The sequence below is a fragment of the Campylobacter corcagiensis genome, from assembly GCF_013201645.1.
Lineage (GTDB): Bacteria > Campylobacterota > Campylobacteria > Campylobacterales > Campylobacteraceae > Campylobacter_B > Campylobacter_B corcagiensis.
In genome coordinates, this window is record NZ_CP053842.1 from 1,090,503 (window position 1) to 1,113,997 (window position 23,495).

At 31.4% G+C, this 23,495-nt stretch carries 22 protein-coding genes; 5 read left to right on the forward strand and 17 right to left on the reverse strand.

What is annotated here, in order from left to right:
* The first annotated feature begins 72 nt into the window (after nt 1–72).
* Entirely contained in the window at nt 73–504 is a 432-nt protein-coding gene (locus tag CCORG_RS05670; protein ID WP_025803765.1) for a hypothetical protein, read from the forward strand.
* Between the two features lie 25 nt (nt 505–529).
* Here the strand turns inward: CCORG_RS05670 and CCORG_RS05675 are convergent, their stop codons facing one another.
* Genes CCORG_RS05675 through rpmB form a run of 4 tightly spaced genes read right to left on the reverse strand, consistent with a single transcriptional unit; the run spans nt 530 to nt 3,310 of the window.
* Nucleotides 530–739, reverse strand: a complete 210-nt coding sequence (locus CCORG_RS05675) for an HP1242/YdcH family protein (RefSeq protein WP_025803766.1) — start codon at nt 737–739, stop codon at nt 530–532.
* A gap of 53 nt (nt 740–792) precedes the next feature.
* Complete coding sequence (gene argJ / locus CCORG_RS05680; RefSeq protein ID WP_025803767.1) at nt 793–1,971, reverse strand: bifunctional glutamate N-acetyltransferase/amino-acid acetyltransferase ArgJ; 1,179 nt, start codon at nt 1,969–1,971, stop codon at nt 793–795.
* Nucleotides 1,964–3,094 (reverse strand): potassium channel family protein, encoded by a 1,131-nt coding sequence (locus CCORG_RS05685; RefSeq protein ID WP_025803768.1) that lies wholly within the window; start codon nt 3,092–3,094, stop codon nt 1,964–1,966. The genes argJ and CCORG_RS05685 overlap by 8 nt, the downstream gene beginning before the upstream one ends.
* Nucleotides 3,095–3,118: 24 nt before the next feature.
* Nucleotides 3,119–3,310, reverse strand: coding sequence for a 50S ribosomal protein L28 (gene rpmB, locus CCORG_RS05690; protein WP_025803769.1), 192 nt, complete (start codon nt 3,308–3,310; stop codon nt 3,119–3,121).
* Between the two features lie 146 nt (nt 3,311–3,456).
* Between rpmB and rpe the strand changes: the two genes are divergently transcribed.
* From rpe to alr, 3 genes are read left to right on the forward strand one after another with little or no spacing between them, the layout of a single operon-like run.
* Nucleotides 3,457–4,098, forward strand: a complete 642-nt coding sequence (rpe, locus tag CCORG_RS05695; protein WP_025803770.1) for a ribulose-phosphate 3-epimerase — start codon at nt 3,457–3,459, stop codon at nt 4,096–4,098.
* A 5-nt stretch (nt 4,099–4,103) separates the two neighbouring features.
* Nucleotides 4,104–4,883, forward strand: coding sequence for a 3'-5' exonuclease (locus tag CCORG_RS05700; RefSeq protein ID WP_025803771.1), 780 nt, complete (start codon nt 4,104–4,106; stop codon nt 4,881–4,883).
* A gap of 2 nt (nt 4,884–4,885) precedes the next feature.
* Complete coding sequence (alr, locus tag CCORG_RS05705) at nt 4,886–6,028, forward strand: alanine racemase (RefSeq protein WP_025803772.1); 1,143 nt, start codon at nt 4,886–4,888, stop codon at nt 6,026–6,028.
* A 4-nt stretch (nt 6,029–6,032) separates the two neighbouring features.
* On the opposite strand, the gene CCORG_RS05710 is transcribed toward alr, so the two are convergent.
* Both CCORG_RS05710 and CCORG_RS05715 read right to left on the reverse strand, forming a co-directional pair.
* Nucleotides 6,033–7,100 (reverse strand): CapA family protein, encoded by a 1,068-nt coding sequence (locus CCORG_RS05710; RefSeq protein WP_025803773.1) that lies wholly within the window; start codon nt 7,098–7,100, stop codon nt 6,033–6,035.
* Between the two features lie 235 nt (nt 7,101–7,335).
* Nucleotides 7,336–8,925, reverse strand: a complete 1,590-nt coding sequence (locus tag CCORG_RS05715; protein ID WP_320153887.1) for a type IV secretory system conjugative DNA transfer family protein — start codon at nt 8,923–8,925, stop codon at nt 7,336–7,338.
* 45 nt (nt 8,926–8,970) lie between these two features.
* On the opposite strand from CCORG_RS05715, the gene CCORG_RS05720 reads away from it, so the two are divergent.
* The gene (locus tag CCORG_RS05720; protein ID WP_025803775.1) at nt 8,971–10,572 is read left to right on the forward strand and encodes a hypothetical protein; all 1,602 of its coding nucleotides are present in this window, start codon (nt 8,971–8,973) and stop codon (nt 10,570–10,572) included.
* 49 nt (nt 10,573–10,621) lie between these two features.
* Here CCORG_RS05720 and CCORG_RS05725 read toward each other — a convergent pair whose 3' ends face one another.
* From CCORG_RS05725 to leuS, 11 genes are all read right to left on the reverse strand, one after another.
* Nucleotides 10,622–11,359: an ABC transporter ATP-binding protein gene (locus CCORG_RS05725; protein ID WP_320153888.1), complete on the reverse strand. Its 738-nt coding sequence runs from the start codon at nt 11,357–11,359 to the stop codon at nt 10,622–10,624.
* Nucleotides 11,349–12,320: a FecCD family ABC transporter permease gene (locus CCORG_RS05730; RefSeq protein WP_025803777.1), complete on the reverse strand. Its 972-nt coding sequence runs from the start codon at nt 12,318–12,320 to the stop codon at nt 11,349–11,351. Before CCORG_RS05730 ends, CCORG_RS05725 begins: the two co-directional genes overlap by 11 nt.
* 34 nt (nt 12,321–12,354) lie before the next feature.
* Entirely contained in the window at nt 12,355–13,374 is a 1,020-nt protein-coding gene (locus tag CCORG_RS05735) for an ABC transporter substrate-binding protein (RefSeq protein WP_025803778.1), read from the reverse strand.
* A gap of 118 nt (nt 13,375–13,492) precedes the next feature.
* The gene (locus CCORG_RS05740) at nt 13,493–14,089 is read right to left on the reverse strand and encodes a hypothetical protein (RefSeq protein ID WP_025803779.1); all 597 of its coding nucleotides are present in this window, start codon (nt 14,087–14,089) and stop codon (nt 13,493–13,495) included.
* On the reverse strand, nt 14,079–14,873 hold the full coding sequence (locus tag CCORG_RS05745) for a TIGR00282 family metallophosphoesterase (RefSeq protein WP_025803780.1): 795 nt from the start codon (nt 14,871–14,873) through the stop codon (nt 14,079–14,081). Before CCORG_RS05745 ends, CCORG_RS05740 begins: the two co-directional genes overlap by 11 nt.
* Complete coding sequence (locus CCORG_RS05750) at nt 14,870–15,604, reverse strand: ATP-binding protein (protein ID WP_034971809.1); 735 nt, start codon at nt 15,602–15,604, stop codon at nt 14,870–14,872. The genes CCORG_RS05745 and CCORG_RS05750 overlap by 4 nt, the downstream gene beginning before the upstream one ends.
* On the reverse strand, nt 15,601–18,513 hold the full coding sequence (gene mfd / locus CCORG_RS05755) for a transcription-repair coupling factor (RefSeq protein WP_025803782.1): 2,913 nt from the start codon (nt 18,511–18,513) through the stop codon (nt 15,601–15,603). Before mfd ends, CCORG_RS05750 begins: the two co-directional genes overlap by 4 nt.
* Before the next feature lie 11 nt (nt 18,514–18,524).
* Nucleotides 18,525–19,373, reverse strand: a complete 849-nt coding sequence (locus CCORG_RS05760; RefSeq protein WP_025803783.1) for a M23 family metallopeptidase — start codon at nt 19,371–19,373, stop codon at nt 18,525–18,527.
* Complete coding sequence (locus tag CCORG_RS05765; RefSeq protein ID WP_025803784.1) at nt 19,357–20,511, reverse strand: Mur ligase family protein; 1,155 nt, start codon at nt 20,509–20,511, stop codon at nt 19,357–19,359. Before CCORG_RS05765 ends, CCORG_RS05760 begins: the two co-directional genes overlap by 17 nt.
* Nucleotides 20,498–21,034: an LPS assembly lipoprotein LptE gene (lptE, locus tag CCORG_RS05770; protein WP_025803785.1), complete on the reverse strand. Its 537-nt coding sequence runs from the start codon at nt 21,032–21,034 to the stop codon at nt 20,498–20,500. Before lptE ends, CCORG_RS05765 begins: the two co-directional genes overlap by 14 nt.
* On the reverse strand, nt 21,031–23,487 hold the full coding sequence (gene leuS / locus CCORG_RS05775) for a leucine--tRNA ligase (RefSeq protein WP_025803786.1): 2,457 nt from the start codon (nt 23,485–23,487) through the stop codon (nt 21,031–21,033). The genes lptE and leuS overlap by 4 nt, the downstream gene beginning before the upstream one ends.
* Between the last annotated feature and the right edge of the window lie 8 nt (nt 23,488–23,495).

Genomic DNA, 23,495 nt, shown 5'->3' on the forward strand with positions numbered 1-23,495 from the left:
AATAGCATTAAATTCAAGTCAATATATAAATTATATGCTATAATGGTGTAATAAATATTCATAGGAGATTTTATGAACAAGCAAGATACTATAAAAAGTCTTAAGCAATGCGTTGATAGACAAGACTTTATAATGACTAGGATTAGAAATAGTATAAACCAAAGAAGAGAGAATGAAATTTTAGATGTATTGCACCAAACAACAGCATTTGGAAGCTTTTTATATGACGAAAACAACAGATTAAGACCACTTCTTGGTTCAATACTTTTTGATGGGATTGGTAAATATTACGAGCAGTGGAAAGAGACTTGTGATAGCATTTTTAATATGCTTGTAGTTGACAAAACAGCAAGGAAACCAAAACTAAAAAAAATAACAGGAAAAGATGAGGATATTATAAAAGCAATTTTTGATGATTTAATGACCATACATGACAATCTCAAAAGACAGTGTGAGACTGGATTTGCAAGACTAAACGCCTTATCTGATGATAAATTCTCATAAGAAGAGCTTTAAAAGCTCTTCTTACCTACTTATCAGCATCTTTTAAAAGTTTATAAATTTCTTCCTTTATTCTAAGTTTTTCTTGCTTTACCTCTTGAATTTCTTCATCTCTAGCATAGGAATTTTGAAGTTGGGTAACTTTATGGTCTAACTCATCGTGTTTTTCCATAAGTGAGTCAAATCTTGCATTTTTACCTTTTAAGCTTGACATAAGCTCTCTGTACTCTGGAAACATCATTTCTCCTTTATAAAAATTTTTGATATTTTATCAAATTTATACTTAAAATTTTATGAGCGATAACTTGAATTTATATCTACATAAGTATGCCCTAAATCGCAACCATAAGCTATAAATTTACCTTTACCAACCCCTAAATCACACTTTATCTTAAAGCTATCTTTTTTCATAACTTTGTGAGCTTTTTGTTCTCTAACTTCATCAAGCTCTGTATGGTCTTTATCATAAACTAAAACATCATCATAGTATATGCTAAGAGTCTTTGGATCACACTCCACGCCACTTGCTCCAATAGTTGAAGCTATTCTTCCCCAATTTGGATCTTCTCCATGTAGAGCAGTTTTTACCAAAAGAGAATTTGAAAGCTTCTTAGCTACAATTTGAGCTTCATAATCGCTTTTTGCTCCATTTATCTCATAAGAGACTACTTTTTTAGAACCCTCACCATCTTTTACTATCATAAGGGCTAAATTTAGAGTTATCATATTAAGAGCTGCTTTAAAAGCTTGTTTGTCATAATCTTTTTTACCAGAACTAAAAAGCATCACTGTATCGTTTGTAGATGTATCCCCGTCCACACTTATAGCATTAAAGCTTTGTTTAATAGCACCATTTAAAAGCTCATCCATATCACTTTGTGGAATTTTAGCATCTGTTAAAATATAACAAAGCATAGTAGCCATACAAGGCTGTATCATTCCAGCGCCTTTACAAATGGCTGCTATATTAAAGCTTTTGCCATTTTTAAGTTCAACCCTAAAGGCAAGCTCTTTTTTGAAGTTATCAGTTGTCATTATAGCCTGTGCTACAGCATTTGAATCTTTAGATTTAAAGTTAAATTTTGAAATTGCCTTTATAAGTTTATCTTTTTTAAGCCTCTCTCCGATTACTCCAGTTGAACTCATTAAAGGATTTATTAAATTTAGTGGAATGTTAGATAAAATCTCATCTATATCGCTAATGCCAGCTTCTCCTGTCATGGCATTTGCATTTTTTGAGTTTAAAAGTATGAAATTTGAGCTAAAATTTTTACCATATCTTAAGGCATGCTCTAAAGGAGCAGCTCTGAATTTATTTGTAGTAAAAACTTTGCTTACCAAAAATGGCTCATCACTTCTTATAAAACCAAAGTCATTTTTACCATCTTTTTTAAATCCAGCACTTACGCCACCAAAATAAAATCCTTCAACATTTTCAAGCCCATTTTTTAGTGAAATAATATCAAACATAATTAAAATCCCTTGGTTTATATCGTCCATTTATCAGCTTTCTAGCAAAAGATATACCCTCTGCTGTACCAACTATCAAAAGCTTAGCATTTGTACCAATAACAGCATCACCATCTGGCATTGGGGTAAATTTATCAAACTCATCTCTTATACCAACTATAGAAGCAGTTGTAAGCTCCCTGATATGCGTATCTTTAATGCGTTTAAATCTAACCCATGAGTGTTCAGGTACAGAAATCTCTTCCATATCAATTGGTGAGTCTTTGTTATACAAAAATCTATCTAAGATATTTTCCATATCAGGACGAACACTGATAGCAGAAAGACGCTGAGCTGTTAGTTTTGATGGCATCAGCACAAAATCAGCTCCTAGCTTTTTCAGTTTATTAGCGTTTGAGTCATTATCAGTTGTTGTCATAATAAAATATTTTCTAGTTAGCTCAAGCTCTTTTTCATAAAGCCTAACAGAGGCAATTATTGCGATATTATCAGCGATATTTGAACTAAGTGTTATAGCTCCTTTTGCACTTGAAAGGTGAGATTTTAAAAGCGAACTCTCAGTATGCGGCTCTCCTTTTATATAGTAAGGATATTTATACTCAGCTGCAATCTCTTCAAAATTTTCACTATTATCAATCACAACAAAAGGTATGTGGTTTTCTCTAAATTGTTTTGAAAGCTCGATTGTGTAGGCGTTGTGGTAGCATATCACGAAGTGGTTTTTAAGCCTAGCAACTTTATAAATCATACTTTTTTCCTTTATGGCGGCTATAAGTTTTCCCCGCCTTAAAACTTCTATAACTATACCTATAGAAAAAGTAAAAATCCCAAAACCCAAAAACATAAAAAACACAGCAAACATTCGTCCAGAAGGAGTTATGTATGCAACTTCAGTATAACCAACAGTAGTTAGCGTCATTCCCGCTTGATAGAAAGCATCTAAAACTGAAAAATTGCTAAAAAATATAAATCCTAGTGTTCCTATCATCATAGCAAAAACAACTAGGATAAATGGTAATCTAAAGTGTCTTAATTGAGAATAAATTTCTAAATCAGCATCTATGTCTGGTTTTGAGATCTTAGTCCAGCCTAAAAATTTTCTTATTTTATCTGTGAAGGACATAGATTACCTCCACTTTTTGCCTTTTTACTTAGAATTTTTTTTCATAGTTCTTAGAGTTGAAGCAGCAACTTTAATCTTCATACTTGTACCATCTTCAAGTCTTACACGAACGGTTCTAAGATTTGGCATAAATCTTTTTTTAGTTTTGTTATTTGCGTGGCTTACACTATGTCCTACCATAGGGCCTTTGCCTGTAATATCACATCTTTTTGCCATTGTATTTCCTTTATAAATTTTAATCAAAGCTAGAATTATACCTAAAAAACTTCAAATTTTGCTTAAGAGAGATAAATTTTATAATTTTAGTAAAATTTATGTTTAAAGTGGTAGAATTTGGCAAAAAATTTCAAAGGTAAAATTTTATGTATGTAGCACCGAGCATTTTATCAGCAGATTTTGGAAATTTAGCAAGTGATGTAAAAGCTGTGTGTGAAGCGGGTGCTGACCTACTTCATATAGATGTGATGGATGGGCATTTTGTTCCAAATTTAACAATGGGGCCGATGATAGTACAAGCTGCTAAAAATGCAAGCTTAGTCCCGCTTGATATTCACTTAATGGTAGAAAATGTTAGCTTTTTTGTTGATTTATATCTTCCTCTTAAACCAAAATTTTTAAGCTTTCACATTGAAGAAGAAAAGCACCCCTTAAGAGTTATAGATCACATAAGAAAAAATGGCGTCTCTCCAGCTATCACGCTAAATCCTCATACCCCAATATCATCTTTAAAACACATCATAAATGAGGTTGATATGGTGCTTTTAATGAGTGTAAATCCTGGTTTTGGCGGTCAAAAATTTATGCCTTTGGTTTTAGAAAAAGCAAAGGAACTAAGAGAGCTGATATATAAAACAAATTCCGTTTGTATGATAGAAGTAGATGGCGGCGTAAATGGCTTAAATGTGCGAGATTTAGATGATGCTGGAGTTGATATCGTAGTGGCTGGAAGCTATATCTTCTCATCAAATGATTATAAAACCGCGATTAACTCTTTAAAGCTGTAAAATATATGCAAAAAGATTTAGAAAATTTAATAAATCTCCTAGCATCTAAAAGCATAAATTATTATGATTTTATCACAAAAGCTAAGCACATTAATGAAATTAACTCATTAATTGAGGTTAAAAGCTTTACTATGTGGCAAACACTAGGTCTTCCTATAATAAAACTTGATAATGGAAAAGTAACACTTAAAACTCGTGAGACTTCTATAGATGAGGCTATTTTTTGTGTTGTGGATATTGAGACAAGTGGTGGGATAAAAGATGGTCAAATCATTGAAATCGGGGCTGTTAAATTTCAAAATGGCAAAATTTTGGATAAATTCCAAAGCTTTGCAAAAGCAAAATCCATACCTGAAAATATAGTCGAACTTACAGGCATAACGCTTGATGATTTAAAAGATGCACCAGCTCTTTCAAGTGTGATCGAAAAATTTAAGATATTTTTAAGCGACTCAGTTTTTGTAGCTCACAATGCTAAATTTGACTACAACTTTATAAGTATAACCTCTAAAAATTTAGGACTTGGACCACTTCTAAACCGTGCAATATGCACTATAAATTTAGCCAGAAGAACCATATCAGCTGAAAAATACGGCCTAAGTTCTCTAAAAGAGCTTTTAGGCATAAATAACGCTCATCATAGAGCATTAAATGATGCTATAAGTGCGTGTGAAATTCTAAAAGTATGTCTTAAAAATTTGCCTTGGAATGTCCAAAGTGTTGAAGATTTAATAGAATTTAGCAAAAATGCAAAAACAGTAAAAATCATAACACCAAAAGGATAAAAATGCAAAATATCTTTGCAGCTATAAATTTAGATAATTTTGAACATAATTTTAAAATCATAAAATCCCTGCTTGATCCTAGCGTTAAATTTTGCGGGGTAGTAAAAGCTGATGCTTACGGACATGGAAGCGTTGTGATATCAAAATTTTATGAGAAATTAGGGGCTGATTATTTAGCAGTTGCTAGACTAAATGAAGCAGTTGAACTTAGAAAAAATGGCATAAATTTACCAGTTTTAATCCTTAGCTACTGTGATGATATAAATTTAGCTTTAAAATACGACATTGAAGTAGCTATTTTTAGCTTAGAAATGGCAAAAAAAGCAGATGAAATTTCAAAAAAAGAGCAAAAAAAACTGAAAATTCATATAGCCTTAGATACTGGAATGTCTCGTCTTGGGTTTGTTTTAGGCGATGAAAATGTAGTTTGTGATGAAATTTTAGCCATTTCAAAACTTAAAAATTTAGAAATAGTTGGAATTTTTACCCATTTTGCAACCGCTGATGAAGATAGTGATTTTTCATATATTCAAAGTAACAAATTTAGAAATTTAATAAATTTACTTGAAAAAAATTCACTTTTTATAAAAATAAAACATATATCAAACTCAGCTTCAACTATTAAATTTAAAAACGCACATTTTAATATGGTAAGAGTTGGTATATCAAGTTATGGATTTTTGCCATCGAGTGATTTTAAAAGCGATATAAATCTTCTTCCAGTAATGAGCCTAAAAGCAAAAATAATAAATATTAAAACCCTTCAAAAAGGCATTGGAATAAGCTATGGACTAACATATAAAACCAAAAAAGAAGAAAAAATCGCCACTATAAGTATCGGATACGCAGATGGATTTAGCAGAGCTCAAAAAGAACCAAAAGTCTTAATTAATGGTGTTTTGTGTGATGTTGTTGGTAGAATTTGTATGGATCAGTGCATGGTCCGAGTGCCTTTTGATATGAAGGTAAACATAGGAGAGTATGCAACTATCTTTGATGAAAGCACCTTAACAGCTCAAGATGTGGCAGAAAGATATAACACTATAAGCTATGAAGTGCTTTGTTCTATAAGAAGACGAATCCCTAAAATTTACATAAAAGATGGAAAAATTATAAAAAGTGTGGATTATCTAAATTTAAACTAAATTCTTAAAAACTAGCATTTAAATCACTTATTTTTTTCAAAAAATCATCGTAAGCTTTTTTTGCTCTAATTTCAGGGTTTGATATTAAAAATTTAGTTGTGTTTTTATCATAATTTTCTTCCATTATATCGTTTGCAAGAAAAACTTTTATAGTTTTCTTGCCGTTTTCAAAAACTGGATTTACCCACAAAGGACTAGCATAAACATCAACTATTTGAGTGAAATTTTCATCTTTTGATACAACAATTTCATAAGCAACACTTTGTTCGCTTTGTATTTTTTTAATAGTTTCTAACCGTTGATTCGAAATAAAATTTCCACAAGAGTAAGCTATAAAGCCGTTTTGAACATCCCAAGAAATTTCTTGCGTAACATGAGGATGATTTCCAATTACAGCATTTACTCCAAAATTTATCATTTTTTTAGCTAAAATTTGCTGAGATTTGCTTGAAAAACTCTGATATTCCACGCCCCAATGTGGAAAAACCATGATAAAATCAGCCCCTAGTTTGCTCATTTTCTCAATATCTTTTTGAATTTGATCTTCATCTAAGAAATTTATAAACTTTTTCTCATTAAGGCTTATTGAATTTTCAAGCCCATTATATCCATACGAGTAGCTTAAGAGTGCAATTTTAACGCCTTTTACATCTAAAATTAACTCTTTTTGTTTTCCTGTGCCAAAGCTAAAAAGACCAGCATTTTTTATAGCCTCATTTGTACTAAAAATTCCATCAATTCCAGCATCCAAAGCGTGATTATTAGCCGTTGATAAAGCGTGAAATCCAGCATCTTTTAATGCCTTAAAAATTTCAGGCGGAGTGTTAAAAAGTGGATATCCTTTATAGGCTAAATTTGGATTAGAAGCACTTTCAAAGTTACCAACGACTAAATCTGCACTTTTTAAAAAATCTTTTATATTGCTAAACTGAGGTGAAAAATCATACCCTGCATTTATTTTTGCATAATCAATCTGCGGTTTATGCGTCATTATATCACCAACAACGATGATTTTAATGATACTTGCAAAACAAAAATTTATAAATAAAATTAAGCCTAAAAAGAGTCGCAAATTTTAAATCCTTAAAAATCAATAATAAAGCTTGTGTAAATTTTGCCAAAATACCAAAACTACACTTTTGAAATCAGATTATCTCTTTTTATGGCTTTAAACTTACTTAATCTATAATAACTTAAAAGTAGTTTAGATAACTTGTTTAAATTTAATTTTTTTAAACTTAATTTTTTTAAACTTATCTTAAACCACTTTATTAAATCTTTATAAGATTTCTATAATACCTTTATAATTATGATTTCATAAAGCCAAATCCTGTTTTTAGTGATCTTTTTATCCTCATATAATCAGCCCATGAAATAAAATCCACTTCATCAATTATCGTTTTATTTTTTAAGCAAAAAAGATAAAATTTACTATCCTTTTCAAATAAAGCGTGATTGTAAACTAAAAATTTATCGCTACTATTAATGTGAGCTGCAAAATTTTTCATAACTTTATTTAGTCTTTGATACTCATACTCAACCAAATTTAGCTCATCATCTCCAATGAAAATCGGCTTTGCCATAAAAACATCATTGCCGTCAAAGCACTCAAAAGTTTCAAAATCTTTTGCATCTTCATAGTAGCTTTGGATTTCACTTTTAAAGATAAATTTACTTACTAAATTCTGCTTTAAAGCAAAGTATTCATCTTTTCCTATCTTATTTATAAGCAGGTGTTCGTTTTGAAATGACAAAATAACTTCAACCTTCGCCTCCCTTAAAACATCGGTGTGTAGATCCATATCAGGCGATAGAACCTTTTGTGCTTCATCTATAAACAAACTTATCGGATTTAACTCTTTAAAAGCCTTTCTTTTTGCACTATTTTCTAAAACCCCACCCAGCAAAACACTCAAAATCGTATCATTAAAATTTGTGGTATTTATAACAACAATTTTGCCTTCATTTAGCATTTCAAAAATAGTTTTTTCATCTAATTGATTGATAAAATCATTATTTGCGTATCTATTAATGACAGATAGCATTGCTGGTAGATTTTTTTTGAAAACATACAAGGAATCATCATATTTTAATTTTTCATCATAAAATGATCTATTTTGTTCTAAAAAAGTATCGCTAATCTTTAGAAACTCTTTTAATGGATTATTTATGCTTACTAAAAAATTAACTCCAGCTTCATCAGTTGGTAAATCATTAGCATATTTCTTAAAATCACAAAAATTTATCGCATCTTTAAACTCTTTAATTTGCAAGCAAAAATCTTTAAAATTTTCAGCACTTGATAAAATGTTTGTTATCATTTTAAAATTTATCTCAGGCTTTGTAAATAAATCCAAACCTTGTTCTGTGAGTGTTTTGATGAGCCTTTCTTTAGAGTTTGAAACATCTAAAACGCTTTTTAGATACCCAGATGCAAATTTAGACCAAAATTCATTGCCATTACTTGTAAAGCACTTATCCTCTAAAAGTTTTACAAAAGTCTCTGTATTGCACTCATTTATTATATTGATGCTTTTACCCCAAGGCAAATTTATCATAACAACATCTTCTAATCTATTAAATTTTTTAGCTAAAAATTTAACCTTTTTATGCTCTTCACCTTTATAATCAAACATCAAAATACCGTGATTTTTAGAAATTCTATCTTCTAAAATAGGCATTATTGCTGATGAAGTTTTACCAGCTCCAGTAGCACCAATTATCATCGCATGAGTGTAATTAGGGGCTAAATTTATAGTTTTTTCTACTTTATTTGGGCAACTTTTCTCTGCTAAAAAACCAATGGTTCTCATTTTTTCTCCTTTAAGTTTAAATTTGCGAAAATTATGGCATAATTTCAAAAGCTTAATTGTCGCATTTTGAAGTTTTGCTATCAAATGTCGATCATTGGGCAGTAAAAAAATAATTTTAAAGGATTTTTCATGGAAGAAAAGTTACTAAAAGAGGAAAAAATAGTAGAAATGCTAAGCTATTGTATGTATTACTATCCAATGTATGATATAAAAAATGATGAGTTAGAGCTTTATGAATGGTTTAGTAGAACATGGCTTTATAATGTTTTTAAGATCTCCTCAGAGGGAATTTTAGAATACTATAAAGATAAAGGAAATTTTGACGCTAAAGAATGCAAAGAACTTGCCAAAAAAACAAAGCCTCTAAAGGAGTATTTTATGGCTCCAAGAGAGCTTACTAGGAAGTTTTTTCAAAATCCAATAAATTTTGCAAAGAGTAAAATTGAGTTAGATGATGTAGAAAATTTAGATGAAAATGGCAAAGTTTTTAGAACAAAAGAGACATATTTTAGAAGAGGGTTTAACGATGTTTTCCACTATTTGCTAGATACGGATATATCACAGACAAATGCAAACTATAAAATTTTAGAAAAGTTAAAGAAAATGAAAAATATAGAAGATTCTCAAAAACTAATCTCTGAAGAGTTTGAAAAGATACAAACTGAGCTTATTGAAAATTTATGTTTTTTATATCTTTTAAGAGAAGTTGATGATAAAGATAGAAAAACAATCAAACATAACTACATCTTAACACCAATTCCAGAGATAAAAAGCCTTATATCACAGATAAAAAATGATAGCCTAAATCCACTCTTATTAAAAGATATAAGTCAAATTTTAGTTAGAATTCCATTTGATACTTTTAATAAAATCAATGGGAATGATATACTTTATCTATATGATCAAATTAATGCTGGAAAAATTGTAAAATTTTACGAATTTAATGATATTGTAAATAGCGATGTCCAAGCTGATATTAGTGAAATAAAACAAATTTTTAAACAAAAAACACCACAAGTTCCAACTATAAATCTCTCTATGCTAGAAAATAATCAATTCGATGCTAAAAATATCAAAATTTTAGCTTTAATCATCAACAAAAATTCTATTTCTATAATGGATAAAAATTCTATTTACAAAGTAAGCGGTAGGATTTTTAGCATTTTTGAAAATAAATTTTTCCTAGAAAAAAAGGCTTTTATAAAAAGCGATGATTTTTTGCTTTGTTATACGCGTGAGTTTTTAAATCTTTTTGATGATTTTAGCACTCTTTTTTTTACAAATTTACCAAATGGCGTAAGGTTGGATTTAAGATATTTTGTAAGGAGTAATTTTTATAAGGATGAAAAAACTGATGCATCACCAAAAGATACTGATATTTTTGAAAGATATAAAGATGATATGAAAAATGTTTTTGAAAAAAGCTTAGAAATAGCTCAAAAAAATATAGATGAGGCGTGCGAGTATCTATATAGTAATATTTTAAATATAATTAATGAATTAAATGCTTTTGGAGTTGAGAAATTTAAACTTTATAAGTTTTCATACCTAAAAAGAGATAGTCAAAATAGTATAAATTTTAGTAATTTTAACGAGTTTGAAAACTACGCAAAATACGCTTTTGATACCATTATCTCAGCTATAAATTTCACAAAAGAGATGAAAAGTAAAATAGACTTAAAACAAATTTTAATATCTAGTATGATTGATTTTATTGGTGAAAAAATTTAATAAATTTACCCGAAGAGAATAGAGGTAAAACGCCTATGCGTAGTATTTTTTAATTATCAAACAAAGTTATTAAATAATCCCTGCCTTCAAATTCCACATTTTTAACTCTAACTCCATAAAGTTTTGTTAAATTTAAAGAACTTAAAACGCTTTTTGATTTGCCAAATTTATAGCTTAAATCATCATATAAAATAAGCGTTTTATCAGCTACTGCGTGAGCGTGATCTGGATTATGAGTAGTAAAAATAATGCTAATTTTAAGATCATTTTTTAAGCTTTTAATTAAATTTAAAACTCTGTTTTGATTTTTAAGATCCATCGCACTAAATGGCTCATCAAGTATTAGAGTTTTACTTTTTGAAACGATCGTCCTAGCAAGTAAAACAAGCTGTTTTTGCCCACCTGATAAGGTGTGATAAAAGCGGTCTTTAAGATGAGAAATTCCTAAAATTTCAAGTGCGTTTATGCTTTTTTCATAGTCATATTTTGATGGTACTTTAAAAAGTGAAATTTCTTTAACAAGTCCCATTAAAACAATATCAATCACGCGGTAATTAAAATTTAAGTTTAAATTTTGACTAAGATATGAAAAACTTTGATTTATAAAAATTTGCCCTACTTTTGGCTTTAAAATGCCTATTAAATTATACAAAAGTGTGCTTTTTCCTTGTCCATTTAGCCCTAAAATCGCAACTATTTCATTTTCGCCGACGCTAAAATTTAGATCCTTAAAACAAAACTCATCTTTTTTATAATAAAAACCTAAATTTAAAGCCTCAATTAGCACTTTTATAACTCCTTTTTAGCAAATATGCAAAAATTGGAGCACCAACAAGAGCTGAAATTATGCCTATTGGGATCTCGCTTTGTGATAAAGTCCTAGCTAAATTATCAACCAAAAGCATAAAAATCATCCCTATTAAAAATGCTGATGGAATGCTTTTTAGATGATTTACTCCACTTAGAAGTCTAGCCATGTGTGGAACGATAAGCCCTACCCAACCGATATTTCCGCTGATACTTACCTGCGTTGCTATAAACAAAGTTGTAAGAGTTAGTATAAATATTCTTAAAAAATTCAGATTAACTTTTAAAGCTTTTAAATCTTTTTCATCTAAACTTAAAAGGTTAAATCGCCACCGCATCAAAATCAACATAGCAATGCAAGGAGTTCCTATAATTAATAAAATTTTAAGCTCGTCATATCCAGATGCCACAAAGCTTCCCATTAGCCAAAATACGATGTTTGGAAGCACTTCTTCACTGTCTGCTAGATACTGCGTTAGGCTGATTAATGCTCCAAAAAAGCCATTTATGATAATTCCAGCTAAAATAAAAGTATAAATTGATGAATTTCTTACAAAACTTGCGATATAAAAAAGTAAAAATAACCCTAAAATCCCAAATCCAAACGCACAACAAATTAGCCAAAAGCCACTAAATCCATATAAAATTGCCAAACACCCACCAAATGATGCTGCTGTGCTAACGCCTATGATTTTTGGATCGACTAAGATATTTTTAAAAAGCCCTTGCAAGCAAATCCCACAAAGCCCTAAAATCCCACCACAAAAGCTAGAAATCAAAACTCTTGGAAGTCTAATATCTAAAATAACGCTTTTTAATGTGTTATCGCTTTCAAAAAGGGCTTTAAAAATTTCGCTAAAACTAGCATCGATTTGACCTAATTTTAGCGAGTAAAGCCCAAAAATCAGCCATAAAATAGATAAAAACGCAACTTTTAGCAAAAAACTGCCTTAATATCTTAAATCTTTACCAAATTTATTTGCCGTCGTAATCAAACTCATAAAATTTTTTATAATACTCTTTTACTTTTTTATCTAAATCAAACTCTTTAAAAACTTCTGGATAAAGCTTTTTAGCCACCCAAAACTCGCCTATACTCATCGCCTCTGGTGTTGGATAACCCCACGCTTTTGCGTATTCTGGCATTAGATAAACTTTATCATTTTTAATTGCACCTAAATTTTGTAAAAACTTATCATTTTTTAACTCATCTACGACATTTTTATATCTTGCTTGAACAAAAATCACATCTGGATTCCACGCGATGATTTGTTCTGGTGAGACTTGCTTATAACCTTTAATGTCCTTTGCAGCGACATTTTCGCCACCTGCTCTTTTAAAAATTATACTTGTATATTTTCCACTACCATAAGTTTGATAGTTTGGATTTGCCATGTAGAGTCTGGTTTTATCTTTAATATTTTTAGTGTAGGTTTTTAGCTCATTTTGTGAGTTTTTGATATACTCAACCAACTCATTTGCCCTTTCCTTAGCACCTGAAATCTCTCCAAGAAGTAAAATTCCCTCATAAAGTCCGTTATCATATGAGTACTCATCGTCAAACTCAGGATTTACGCTCTCTTTTCCAGCAACGCTATCTTTAAAAAAGCTCATCACAACAACAGGAACTTTGAGATCTTCAAGCTTTTTAATATAGCTTTTATCGAGATAATTTGTCGTTATTACAACATCTGGATTTAGCTTTAAAATGCTTTCAAAATTTATGGTTTTTAAATCCCCTGGAGTTGGAAGATTTTCAATGCCATTAAATAGCCTTTTATACTCACTTCCAAGGCGTTTTTCCCAACTTTGCAAAACCCCAACGATTTTTTCCTCCACGCCAAGCTGGACTAAAACATTTAAACTTTGGTGCTGCAAAACGACGATTTTATCAACATTATCAGGTAAATTTACCTCTCTACCGAGTTGATCTTTTATAACATTTGCGTATGTAAAAGTTACAAATAGCAGCAAAATAGATAAAATTCTTTTCATTTTATCTCCTTTATTTTAGTAAAATATAAGAATTATAATGAAGTTTTAATTAATTTATAATAAAATTTAAGATAGTTTTTAAGCTTTAAGAGATAGCTAAGTCTAGCTTATTATAACGCTATAAATTTTTTAAAATTTCAGCCCCACTTTGTAGGATTTCTCTTCCTTTAAAGTGCTTTTTAACAAATTCTTTTATGTTAAAGTAAAATTCTAAATTCTTACTATAATCACCCAAATCAAGCCACTCTCTAGCTTCGAAATAGCTCTCAAATTCATATCCTAAAAAGCCTAAAATTTTAAGAGCATCTGTGCTAACTGGCATGATATCTCGCTTCGAAACTAGCAAAGCTATCAAATCAGCACTCTCAAGTCCAACGCCTTTTATACTATAAAGCCACTCCATATCTAAATTTTTAGTAAAGCTCTCAAATTTTCCAAAGTTTTTTAAAATTTCACTAGATAAATTTAACAATGTTTTAGCCTTAGTTTTATAAAATCCACTCGGCTTTATAAGCTCTTCTAAACTATTTTGATCTATGTTAACTAAATTTTCAAATTCTAAAATTCCACCACTTTTTAAAGACTCCATCCCTTTTATAGATTTTTCAAATTTTGTATTATTTGAAACAATTACAAACAAAAACCACTCAAATTCAGTAAAATTTGGTAAAAAAATCTCACTTTTTATTAACTCAAACAGCTCTTTAGCGTTCAATGTAGCCCCTTGTTATAATCTCTTGGTCGTCTATGACTTTTACCTTAAAAACATCACTAGACTTGCCATCTAAAACCTCTACAATTATCATTTGGAAAATTTTTTTATATGTGTTGTTTACTTTAAAAGATTGTTTTAGTCCACTTTTAAATCCAGCCACAGAGATATCACCATCCATTCCTATAACGCCCTGCCTAGCTCCTACAAGTCCAGCATCGCTTACATAAGATGTACCCAACTCTATCTTTAAATCATCAGTTCCAACATGAGTGTGAGTTCCAAAAATCGCTGAAACTTTGCCTTTGAATTCCCACATATAAGCCATTTTTTCACTTGTCATTTGACCATGAAAATCAATTAAGATATTTTTGCTTTTACATAGCTTTAAAGCCTCATTTGTTACTAAAAAAGCATTTTTAGCGATGTTTGATCCCATTATTCCTAGCATATTTATAATGCTTAAATTTTCGCCATTTTTTTCTAAATTTAAAACACCGCTTCCTGGTGCGTCATAATGGTTAAATGGCCTAATTATTGGCATTTTTTCCATAAGTGGAATTATATCTTTTTTATCAAAGCTATGATTTCCACCAGTTATACCATCCACTCCATAATCAAAAATTTCCAAAGCATTTGTAGAACTTAATCCAAAACCTCCACTTGCATTTTCACAATTTGCCACTACAAAATCAAGCTGAAATTTATCTTTATAAACCTTAACATATTGCTCTAGCATCTGTCTACCTGGGCGACCAACTACATCACCTATAAAACCAAATCTCAAAACTCATCCTTATAACGCTCATAAAACTGCCGTGCTATCCTACCGCTTCTACTAGCTCTAAGCATCGCATACTGCCTAGCTTTAATATGAAGTAGTTCTTTATCCCCTTTAAAGTCCTTAAAATACTCATCTACTATAGAAAGATACTCATTAAAACTTCCCTCATAAAAGCTTATCCAAAGCCCAAATCGCTCACTTAATGAAAGCTTTTCATCAATTTCTTCTCTAGCATGAATGGCATTATCTTCTAAGCTTTCAGTTACTAAGTGGCGTCTGTTTGATGTAGCATAAAGTACTGCATTTCGTGGTGGTTTTTCTATACTTCCTTCAAGCAGTGGTTTTAGGAATTTATAACTTCTATCGCCACTATCAAAGCTTAAATCATCACAAAATATAATAAATTTATACTCTTTTAAGGGGCGAATTTTATCTAAAATTTCAGGTAAATTCTCTAAGTCATTAACACCTATTTCTATAATGCGAAGATTTCTATCAACAAATTTGGTAAAAACAGCCTTTACAAGACTTGATTTGCCACAACCTTTATGTCCCCACAAAAGTGCGTGGTTAAAGCCTTTTCCTTCTATAAAATTTAGCGTGTTATTAACTAACTGGCTTTTTTGTTTTTCTAAACCAACAAGAGAGTTAATATCTACATAATCCACATCAATCACGCCTTTTAAGCCATCTTTTCGCCAAATTGCTGCGTTAAATTCGCTCCATTTTATCACTTTTTGCTCCTTAAAAACTCCAAAATCGTTGCTAAAATATCATCGTCATCTTTGCTTCTTGATTTTAGCAAAACTTTTTCGCCACCATCTTTTACTAAGCTTATATTCATCTCAAAATTTGAGATGAGTTTAAATCCTGCTTTAATAGCTAAAACTCTTATTATCATAAGATCTAAAAACTGTTTAGTATATCTATCAAGTTTTCCAAACCTATCTTCCATCTCGCTTGAAATTTGATAAATTTCACTTGCCTCATCAGCCTTACTAAGACGCCTATAAAGATCAAGCCTAAGCCTATCTTCTCTTATATAATCACTATTTATAAACGCTGTAACATTTAGCTTCATATCCACAATTTTAACCGCTTCTTCCTTGCCTTTACTAAGAAGTGAGTTTATAGCCTCTTCAAGCATTCTAAGATAAAGTGAGTAGCCAATAGCCTCTATATGCCCGCTTTGAGCCTCACCTACTAAATTTCCACCACCTCTAATCTCTAAATCATGATAAGCTAAAACTGAACCCGATCCTAAAAATGAGTTGCTCTCAAGTGCAACAAGACGCTTTATAGCATCCTTACTTAGGGCGTTTTTATCTTCAACAAAAAAGTAACAATACCCCTGTCTTGAACCTCTACCAACCCTGCCACGAAGCTGGTGCAAATCAGCTATACCAAAACGCTGGCTAGAATCAATTAAAATGGTATTTACATTTGGCATATGTATGCCACTCTCAACGATACTTGTACAAAGTAGTAGATCATACTCACCACTCATAAATTTTACCAACTCTTCTTCGGTTGTTTTTTCATCAATCTTTGAGTGGAGTGTAAGAATCTTTAAATTTGGTAAAATTTCTAAAATTTCTTTTTTAGCCGAGCTCATACTTGCGATATGATTATGGACATAAAAGACCTGCCCACCTCTTCTTAGCTCCCTAGTAATGGCTTCTTTAACTATTTTTGGATCCCACTCTTTTACACTTGTTCTAACATCTTCACGCTCTTTTGGTGGAGTTGTAAGCGTTGAGTAGCTTTTTATGCTACTAAGTGCCATATTTAAACTTCTTGGTATTGGCGTAGCACTCATACTTAAAATGTGAGAATTTGCTGATATCTCTTTTAGTTTTTCTTTCTGTTTAACACCAAATTTATGCTCTTCATCGATTATAACAAGCCCAACATTTTCAGCACTTAAATTTAAAAGTGCGTGAGTGCCTACACAAACTAAAGGCGTTTTTTTTAAAAGCTCGGTTTTAAGTGCATTTTTAGCCTGAGTAGTTGTAAATCTATCATATCTATAAACAGGAATATCATACCCTCTAAAGCGTTCATTTAAGGTTGTGAAGTGTTGAGATGAAAGAAGAGTGGTTGGTACAAAAAATAGCACTTGATAGCCACACTTTACAGCCCAAAAAATAGCATTCATCGCAACTTCAGTCTTGCCAAATCCAACATCGCCACTTAAAAGACGCTCCATTACTTTGCCACTTTTTAAATCATCTCTTATATCATTTATCGCTTTTACTTGATCATCAGTAAATTCAAATCCAGCAGAACTTACAAATTTAGCATAATCCTCACCGTTATAGTAAATTTCTTTACCCTTTATAAGTGAGCGTTTAGCAGCAAGATTTATAATCTCATTTGCAATAGCAAATAGCTTAACTCTAACTTTTTCTTTTATCTTAGCAAAGCTACCTTTTCCTAGCTTATCTAAGCTTGCTACTCCACCACTTGCTATATAGCGATCTATCACGCTTAAATTTTCAACAGGAAGTAAAAGCTTATCTCCACCAAGGTATAAAAGCGTTACAAATTCCCTTTGGCTACCTAAAACTTTAACCTTTTCAAGTCCTAAAAATTTACCTATACCATACTCTTCATGAACTACATAATCGCCCTCTTTTAGCTCATCTATGATGATATTTGGGCGTTTTTTACGCTTTTTAGGCAGGGTTTTATTTAAAGAGATGATAAGTTCTTTGGAACTTATTAAATTTACAATAAGTTCGCTTGTAATAAGCTCTAAATTTTCTTTGTTTTCTAAGCCATAACTTCTAAAAATACTCTCATTTCTAGCTAAAATTTTAATATTTTTTTCGCTGTGAAAACTAAGAAGTTCTGGAGTAAAAGTTACTTCTAAATCGCGGTAAATTTTTGGCTCATCTAAAACCTCTAAACTCTCATCAAATGCGAAAGTTGAAATACTTGAATACTCACTTAAATAATCTATAAAATCATCTATAACCCAAAACCCAAGAGTTGTCATATCGGCTAAAAGCGAGGAGCTCTCAAAGCCCTCTACTTTACGAAGTGTATCATCATGCTCTTTTTTTGATAAAGCTGCGATAAATGGCGTGATATTGATGCTTTCAAGCTCATCAGAGCTACTTAGCTGAGTGCTTGTGTCAAATTCTTTAATGCTTTCAATCTCATCAAATTCAAGCAAAATTCTAAAAGCACTTTGGCTATTTACAGGAAAAATATCAATAATATCGCCCCTAAAACTTGCCTCACCTTGCATCTCTACGATATCAACTATCTCATATCCAAAGCGTAAAATCTCATCTTTTAACTCATTTAAATCTATCTTATCGCCAAAATTTAAACTCTTAGTTGCTAAGTGCTTTTTAGTAGGAAGTTTGTGTTTTATGGTTCTATATGGAGATATAAGAATTTTTTTTCTACTTTTTGAAGCGTGAAAACCGGCTAGTTCTTTACTTATACCAACCAATTCATCATAATAACTTCTTAAATCCTCACCATATTCTGCCCTAAAATCAGGCAAAACAAAGGTCTCAAAACCTAAAAATTTAGTCACATTTTGACAAATATCTGCTTGTTTATCATTTTCGCATATTAAGATATCTCTTGAGTTTTTTAAAAAAAACTCATAAACTTTTGCTTGCATGTACTACCTTATTAAAAATCCTCAATTGCTTTAGCAGTGGCATTCCAAGGCACTTTTCTCTCTTTATAAAAAAGCCCTGTTTGCTCCATAAAATTTATAGGATCTAAGCTATGATCTAAAAACCTTACTTCGTAATGAAGATGTGGGCCTGTGCTAAGTCCGGTATTGCCCGTATAGCCGATAAGATCGCCTTTTTTTACCCACTGACCCATGCGAACAACATCTACATTTTCCATATGGGCATATCGTGTCTCAAAGCCAAAGTTGTGAGCTATACTTACAAGTTTGCCATAACCTGTACCAGAATCTCCACTAAATTTAACAAAACCATCAGCCGTAGCATAAGCTGGAGTGCCAACACTTGCTCTTAAATCAATGCCGTGATGAAGCCTTTTAACACGGCTTACTGGGTGAATCCGCTCACCATAACTATCAGTAACTCCTCTATTTTGTACAGGCCAACCACTTGGTATAACTTTTTTAAATTTAAGGCTTAAATTTGAGCTTAAATTCAGACTTCCATTTTGTTTTTGCTCTTTTAAATTTGTCTCTTGAAGAGCTGCCATAAGCTCTAAGTTACTAAGCTCTTCACCGCTTTTATCAAGCTCTTTTGTTAAATCATTTCTTGCTTTTAAGAGCTCTTCATTTGAGTTTCTAAGCTCTAAATTTTGAGCATAAATTTTTTGAAGTATATCTTCTAGATCACTATTTTTAAGTTTTAAACTCAAATTTGAAAGCAAAAGTAGTAAAAAAATAGAGACTAAAAAAACAGCTCCAAGCAGTAAATTTCGCCTAAAATTTGGAGAAAACTCATACTTTTTATTGCCACTACTGTCAGTTATGCTAACATAGGTTTTCATTTTTTAAAAACTCCTCCACTAGCATAAATGAACCAAAAACTAAGAAATTTTCATCACTATTTAAAGAGCTAAATTTTGAGCATTTTATACCCAAATTCTCACACACATTAAAAATATCATCAGTTGCAAGCTCTCTAAATTCGCTTTTGTAACAGTAAATTTTAACCTCTTTTATAATAGGCTTTAAAATGGCTAAAATTTTAGTGTAATTTTTATCTTTAAAAGCGTTGTAAATAAGTGTTATTTTTTTACCTTTAAACTCTTCTAAAACTGCTCTTGCTGCATCTTCATTATGCCCTACATCAACGGTTAAATTTGGTAAAATTTGCTCTTGTCTACCTCTTAAATTTAGCTTACCAAGACCGCTTAAATTTAGCTCTAAATTTAGAGATTTTACAGCAGCACAAGCTAAGGTTAAATTTGATATAAGAAATTTTGGAAGAGTAAAAGTTCTTAAATACTTTGAAATTTTCTCTTTATCAAGAGTGGTTAAATTCTCACTTGCTAAGCTTAAATTTGCACCCTTTTTAACGGCTATATCTTTTGCGATATTAATTGAAATTTCATTCATATCATCATTTAAAATAGCAGTCTTACTCATGGCATTTAGCTTAGTTTTGCTTATTTTTTCTATACTATCACCTAAAATTTCAGTGTGATCTAGCGAGATTGGGGTAAAAAGAGATAAAATTTTAGGAAATGAATTTGTGCTATCATACTCACCACCCATGCCAGCTTCAAAGATAGCATAATCACAGTTTTGAAATAAAATAGCCGCTAATAAAGTAGCATACTCAAAGTAACTAAGAGAGTCTTTAAACTCTAAAGCAAGCAAGTTTTGTAAAATTTGGTGAGCATTTTCTAGCTCATCATTACTCACAATATCTCCGTTTTTATAAAATCTTTCTCTAAATTCAAAAATATGCGGGCTTGTAAAGTGTCCAACGCTAAAGCCATTTAACTCTAAAATTTGAGCTAAAAAGCGCCCTGTTGAGCCTTTACCATTTGTGCCAACTATGTGGATAATAGGTGGTATTTTAAGAGCGTCTTTAATGCTATTATAAGCTTTTGGAAAACGCTCAAAGTCGATTTTTTTATAAAAAATGGGTTTGTTTTTTAGATACTCACTTAATTTCAGTTTTATATCCTTGCACAGCTAAAGCTGCTATAAACTCATCAAAAGCTTGAGTTGAAGCGTTTTGAATAGCATCATATCTTTCTTGATCGCTAATAACTGAACTCGTATCACGGCTACTTTTTACCAACCTTGTAACTCTAAAATCATGATCGCCGCTGCTACTTATATTTAAAATTCTACCATCTTTTAGTTCTGTTTTAAAATTTAGATTTAAATTTGCTCTATAAGATGTGATATAGCCAAATTTATCATAAGTTAAAGCTGAAAAATCAAGCGATGAAATACTTACAAATATCTTTGTATCTGCATTTTCTTTACTGCTAAGAGCTCTGTGAAGGCGGTTAACAACGCCTTCTCTAACAGCATCTTTTATCGCTACAGTATTTTGCGGGTCTGTTTTACTCATAGCAACATCAACAAAAACACTTCTACCCAAAACGCTCTCAGTTACTCTAGCAATTGGCGAGTATCCACAACCTATAATAAAAATAGCAAAGATTGCTGTTAGAATTAGCTTTCTCATTTTATCACCAGATTTATAAGCTTATCTTTTACATAGATCTCTTTTATAATCTCTTTGCCATCTAGCCACTTAGCTACTGCATCTTTTCCAGCGGTTAAAATTTGATCTTTGCTTAAATTTGTATCAACTTCTATCTCAGCTCTTTTTTTACCATTAACAGTTACTGCTAAATTTATACTATCTTTTACAAAAACCTCATCAAGTACTTTTATATCTTTAAAATTTTCTCTATTAAAAAGTTTTTGACTTAGCTCATTTGCAATATGTGGAATAATAGGCTCAAGCAGATTTAGTATAATCCAAAAACCCTCAGTTAGCACATCTTTATTATATTGAGCATTTAGGGCATTTAGTGCTTCCATGCACCCTGCAATAAGAGTGTTAAAGGTAAAAGTTTTAGTATAAACATCATTTGCTCTAACTAAAGCTTCATATACCTTAAGCCTTGCATACTTCTCATCCTTAGTTAAACCAGCATGATTTATAATAGGAATAGTGTTGGTTTTATAGGCATTTTCACTTCTGTCAAAAAGACGGTTTATAAATTTATAAGCTCCCTCAACTGCACTATCATTCCACTCAAGCTCTTTCATAGGCGGTGCAGCAAACAGAATAAAAAGCCTAGCTGTATCAGCACCAAAACTGCTTATAAGTTCATCAGGATCGACGGTGTTGCCTTTGCTTTTACTCATTTTTGCACCATCTTTTAAAACCATACCTTGAGTTAGTAAATTTTTAAATGGCTCACTATCTCTTAAATAACCTAAATCTCTTAATGCTTTTTGAAAAAACCTAGCATATAAAAGGTGTAAAATAGCATGTTCAATACCACCAATGTATTGATCAACACTCATCCAGTAATTAACACTTTTTTCATCAAAAGCAGTTTTGTCCCATGTTTTCTCATCACTTGCAAACCTAGCAAAATACCAACTACTTTGGAAAAATGTATCTAAAGTATCACTCTCTCTTCTTGCCACCTTGCCGCATTTTGGACAAACACAACGCTTCCAAGTTGGATGTTTATCTAACGGGTTACCTTCACCTGTAATTTCAATATCTTCAGGCAAAGTTACAGGCAAGTTTTCTAAACTTTCAGGAACTAATCCACAATCGTTACAATAAATCATTGGAATTGGTGCTCCCCAATATCTTTGACGGCTTACCCCCCAATCTCTAAGTCTATAGTTTGTAACTTTTTTACCTATGCCCATCTCTTCAAATTTAGAAGTGATTTTCTCTTTTGCCACTACATTATCAAGTCCGCTACATTCTCCTGAATTTATAAGCTCTCCACCGCTTTGTATATCTAAAAATTCGCCATTATAAGGGCTATTATCGCCTTTTAATTTAATGCTTTGTTTAATATCAAGATTAAATTTACTAGCAAATTCATGATCTCTTTCATCATGAGCAGGCACAGCCATAACAGCGCCATCTCCATACTCTACAAGAACAAAATTTGCAAGCCAAACTGGAATTTTTTTATTTGTTAATGGATGTATTACATAAAGTCCTAAAAATACTCCATCTTTATCACTTTCTTGTCTCTCTCTTGGGCTTTGATTTAAAATTTCTCTAACTTTATCTTCGGTTTTAGGATCAAGCAATTCTTTATCAAGAAGCTTTTTTACTACGCTGTGTTCTGGCGCTAAAGCTGTATAGCTCATACCATAAATAGTATCAGGTCTAGTTGTAAAAACCTTAAATCCAGGTATTCCATCAAGCTTTTCTTTGCTTTCATCATCAAATTTAAAGCTAAACTCTAGTCCATCACTTCTTCCTATCCAGTTTTCTTGCATGGTTATAACTTGTGAAGGCCAACTATCTTTTAGCCCCTCTAAATCATCTAAAAGTTCATTCGCGTATTTAGTAATCCTTAGATAGTATCCTGGCATATCTTTTTGTACGACCTCATGTCCACATCTCCAGCACTTACCATCTTCAACTTGTTCGTTTGCTAAAACGGTTTGATCATTTTCACACCAGTTTACAATGGCACTTTTTCTATATATAAGCCCAGCTTCATACATTTTTATAAAAAACTCTTGTTCCCACTTAGTATAAAGTGGATCAGAAGTGGCTAACATACGCCTTTTAGAAAAAGATAGCCCTAAACTATCAAGCTCTTTTACCATATACTCTATATTTTCATAAGTCCATTTTTTAGGATGAATTTTATGCTTTATAGCGGCATTTTCTGCTGGCATACCAAAGCTATCAAAGCCTATTGGATGAAGGACATTGTAGCCATTTTTACGGTAATACCTAGCCATTGCATCACCTATAGTATAGTTTCTAACATGCCCCATGTGAATTCTACCACTTGGGTATGGAAACATACTAAGGATATATTTTTTAGGTAAAGTATAATCATCAAGTGGCTCAAATTCTTGTTTTTCTTGCCAAATTTTTTGCCATTTTGCTTCAATCTCTTTTGGGTTATACGACATTTCTTCTC

What these genes read in the sequence shown, in the direction of transcription:
- CCORG_RS05670 (WP_025803765.1), top strand. Translation starts at nt 73, where the DNA reads ATGAACAAGCAAGATACTATAAAAAGTCTTAAGCAATGCGTTGATAGA.
- alr (WP_025803772.1), top strand. Translation starts at nt 4,886, where the DNA reads ATGCAAAATATCTTTGCAGCTATAAATTTAGATAATTTTGAACATAAT.
- leuS (WP_025803786.1), bottom strand. Translation starts at nt 23,487, where the DNA reads ATGTCGTATAACCCAAAAGAGATTGAAGCAAAATGGCAAAAAATTTGG.
- rpe (WP_025803770.1), top strand. Translation starts at nt 3,457, where the DNA reads ATGTATGTAGCACCGAGCATTTTATCAGCAGATTTTGGAAATTTAGCA.
- CCORG_RS05685 (WP_025803768.1), bottom strand. Translation starts at nt 3,094, where the DNA reads ATGTCCTTCACAGATAAAATAAGAAAATTTTTAGGCTGGACTAAGATC.
- argJ (WP_025803767.1), bottom strand. Translation starts at nt 1,971, where the DNA reads ATGTTTGATATTATTTCACTAAAAAATGGGCTTGAAAATGTTGAAGGA.
- CCORG_RS05735 (WP_025803778.1), bottom strand. Translation starts at nt 13,374, where the DNA reads ATGAAAAGAATTTTATCTATTTTGCTGCTATTTGTAACTTTTACATAC.
- lptE (WP_025803785.1), bottom strand. Translation starts at nt 21,034, where the DNA reads ATGAGAAAGCTAATTCTAACAGCAATCTTTGCTATTTTTATTATAGGT.
- CCORG_RS05700 (WP_025803771.1), top strand. Translation starts at nt 4,104, where the DNA reads ATGCAAAAAGATTTAGAAAATTTAATAAATCTCCTAGCATCTAAAAGC.
- CCORG_RS05760 (WP_025803783.1), bottom strand. Translation starts at nt 19,373, where the DNA reads ATGAAAACCTATGTTAGCATAACTGACAGTAGTGGCAATAAAAAGTAT.
- rpmB (WP_025803769.1), bottom strand. Translation starts at nt 3,310, where the DNA reads ATGGCAAAAAGATGTGATATTACAGGCAAAGGCCCTATGGTAGGACAT.
- mfd (WP_025803782.1), bottom strand. Translation starts at nt 18,513, where the DNA reads ATGCAAGCAAAAGTTTATGAGTTTTTTTTAAAAAACTCAAGAGATATC.
- CCORG_RS05720 (WP_025803775.1), top strand. Translation starts at nt 8,971, where the DNA reads ATGGAAGAAAAGTTACTAAAAGAGGAAAAAATAGTAGAAATGCTAAGC.
- CCORG_RS05675 (WP_025803766.1), bottom strand. Translation starts at nt 739, where the DNA reads ATGTTTCCAGAGTACAGAGAGCTTATGTCAAGCTTAAAAGGTAAAAAT.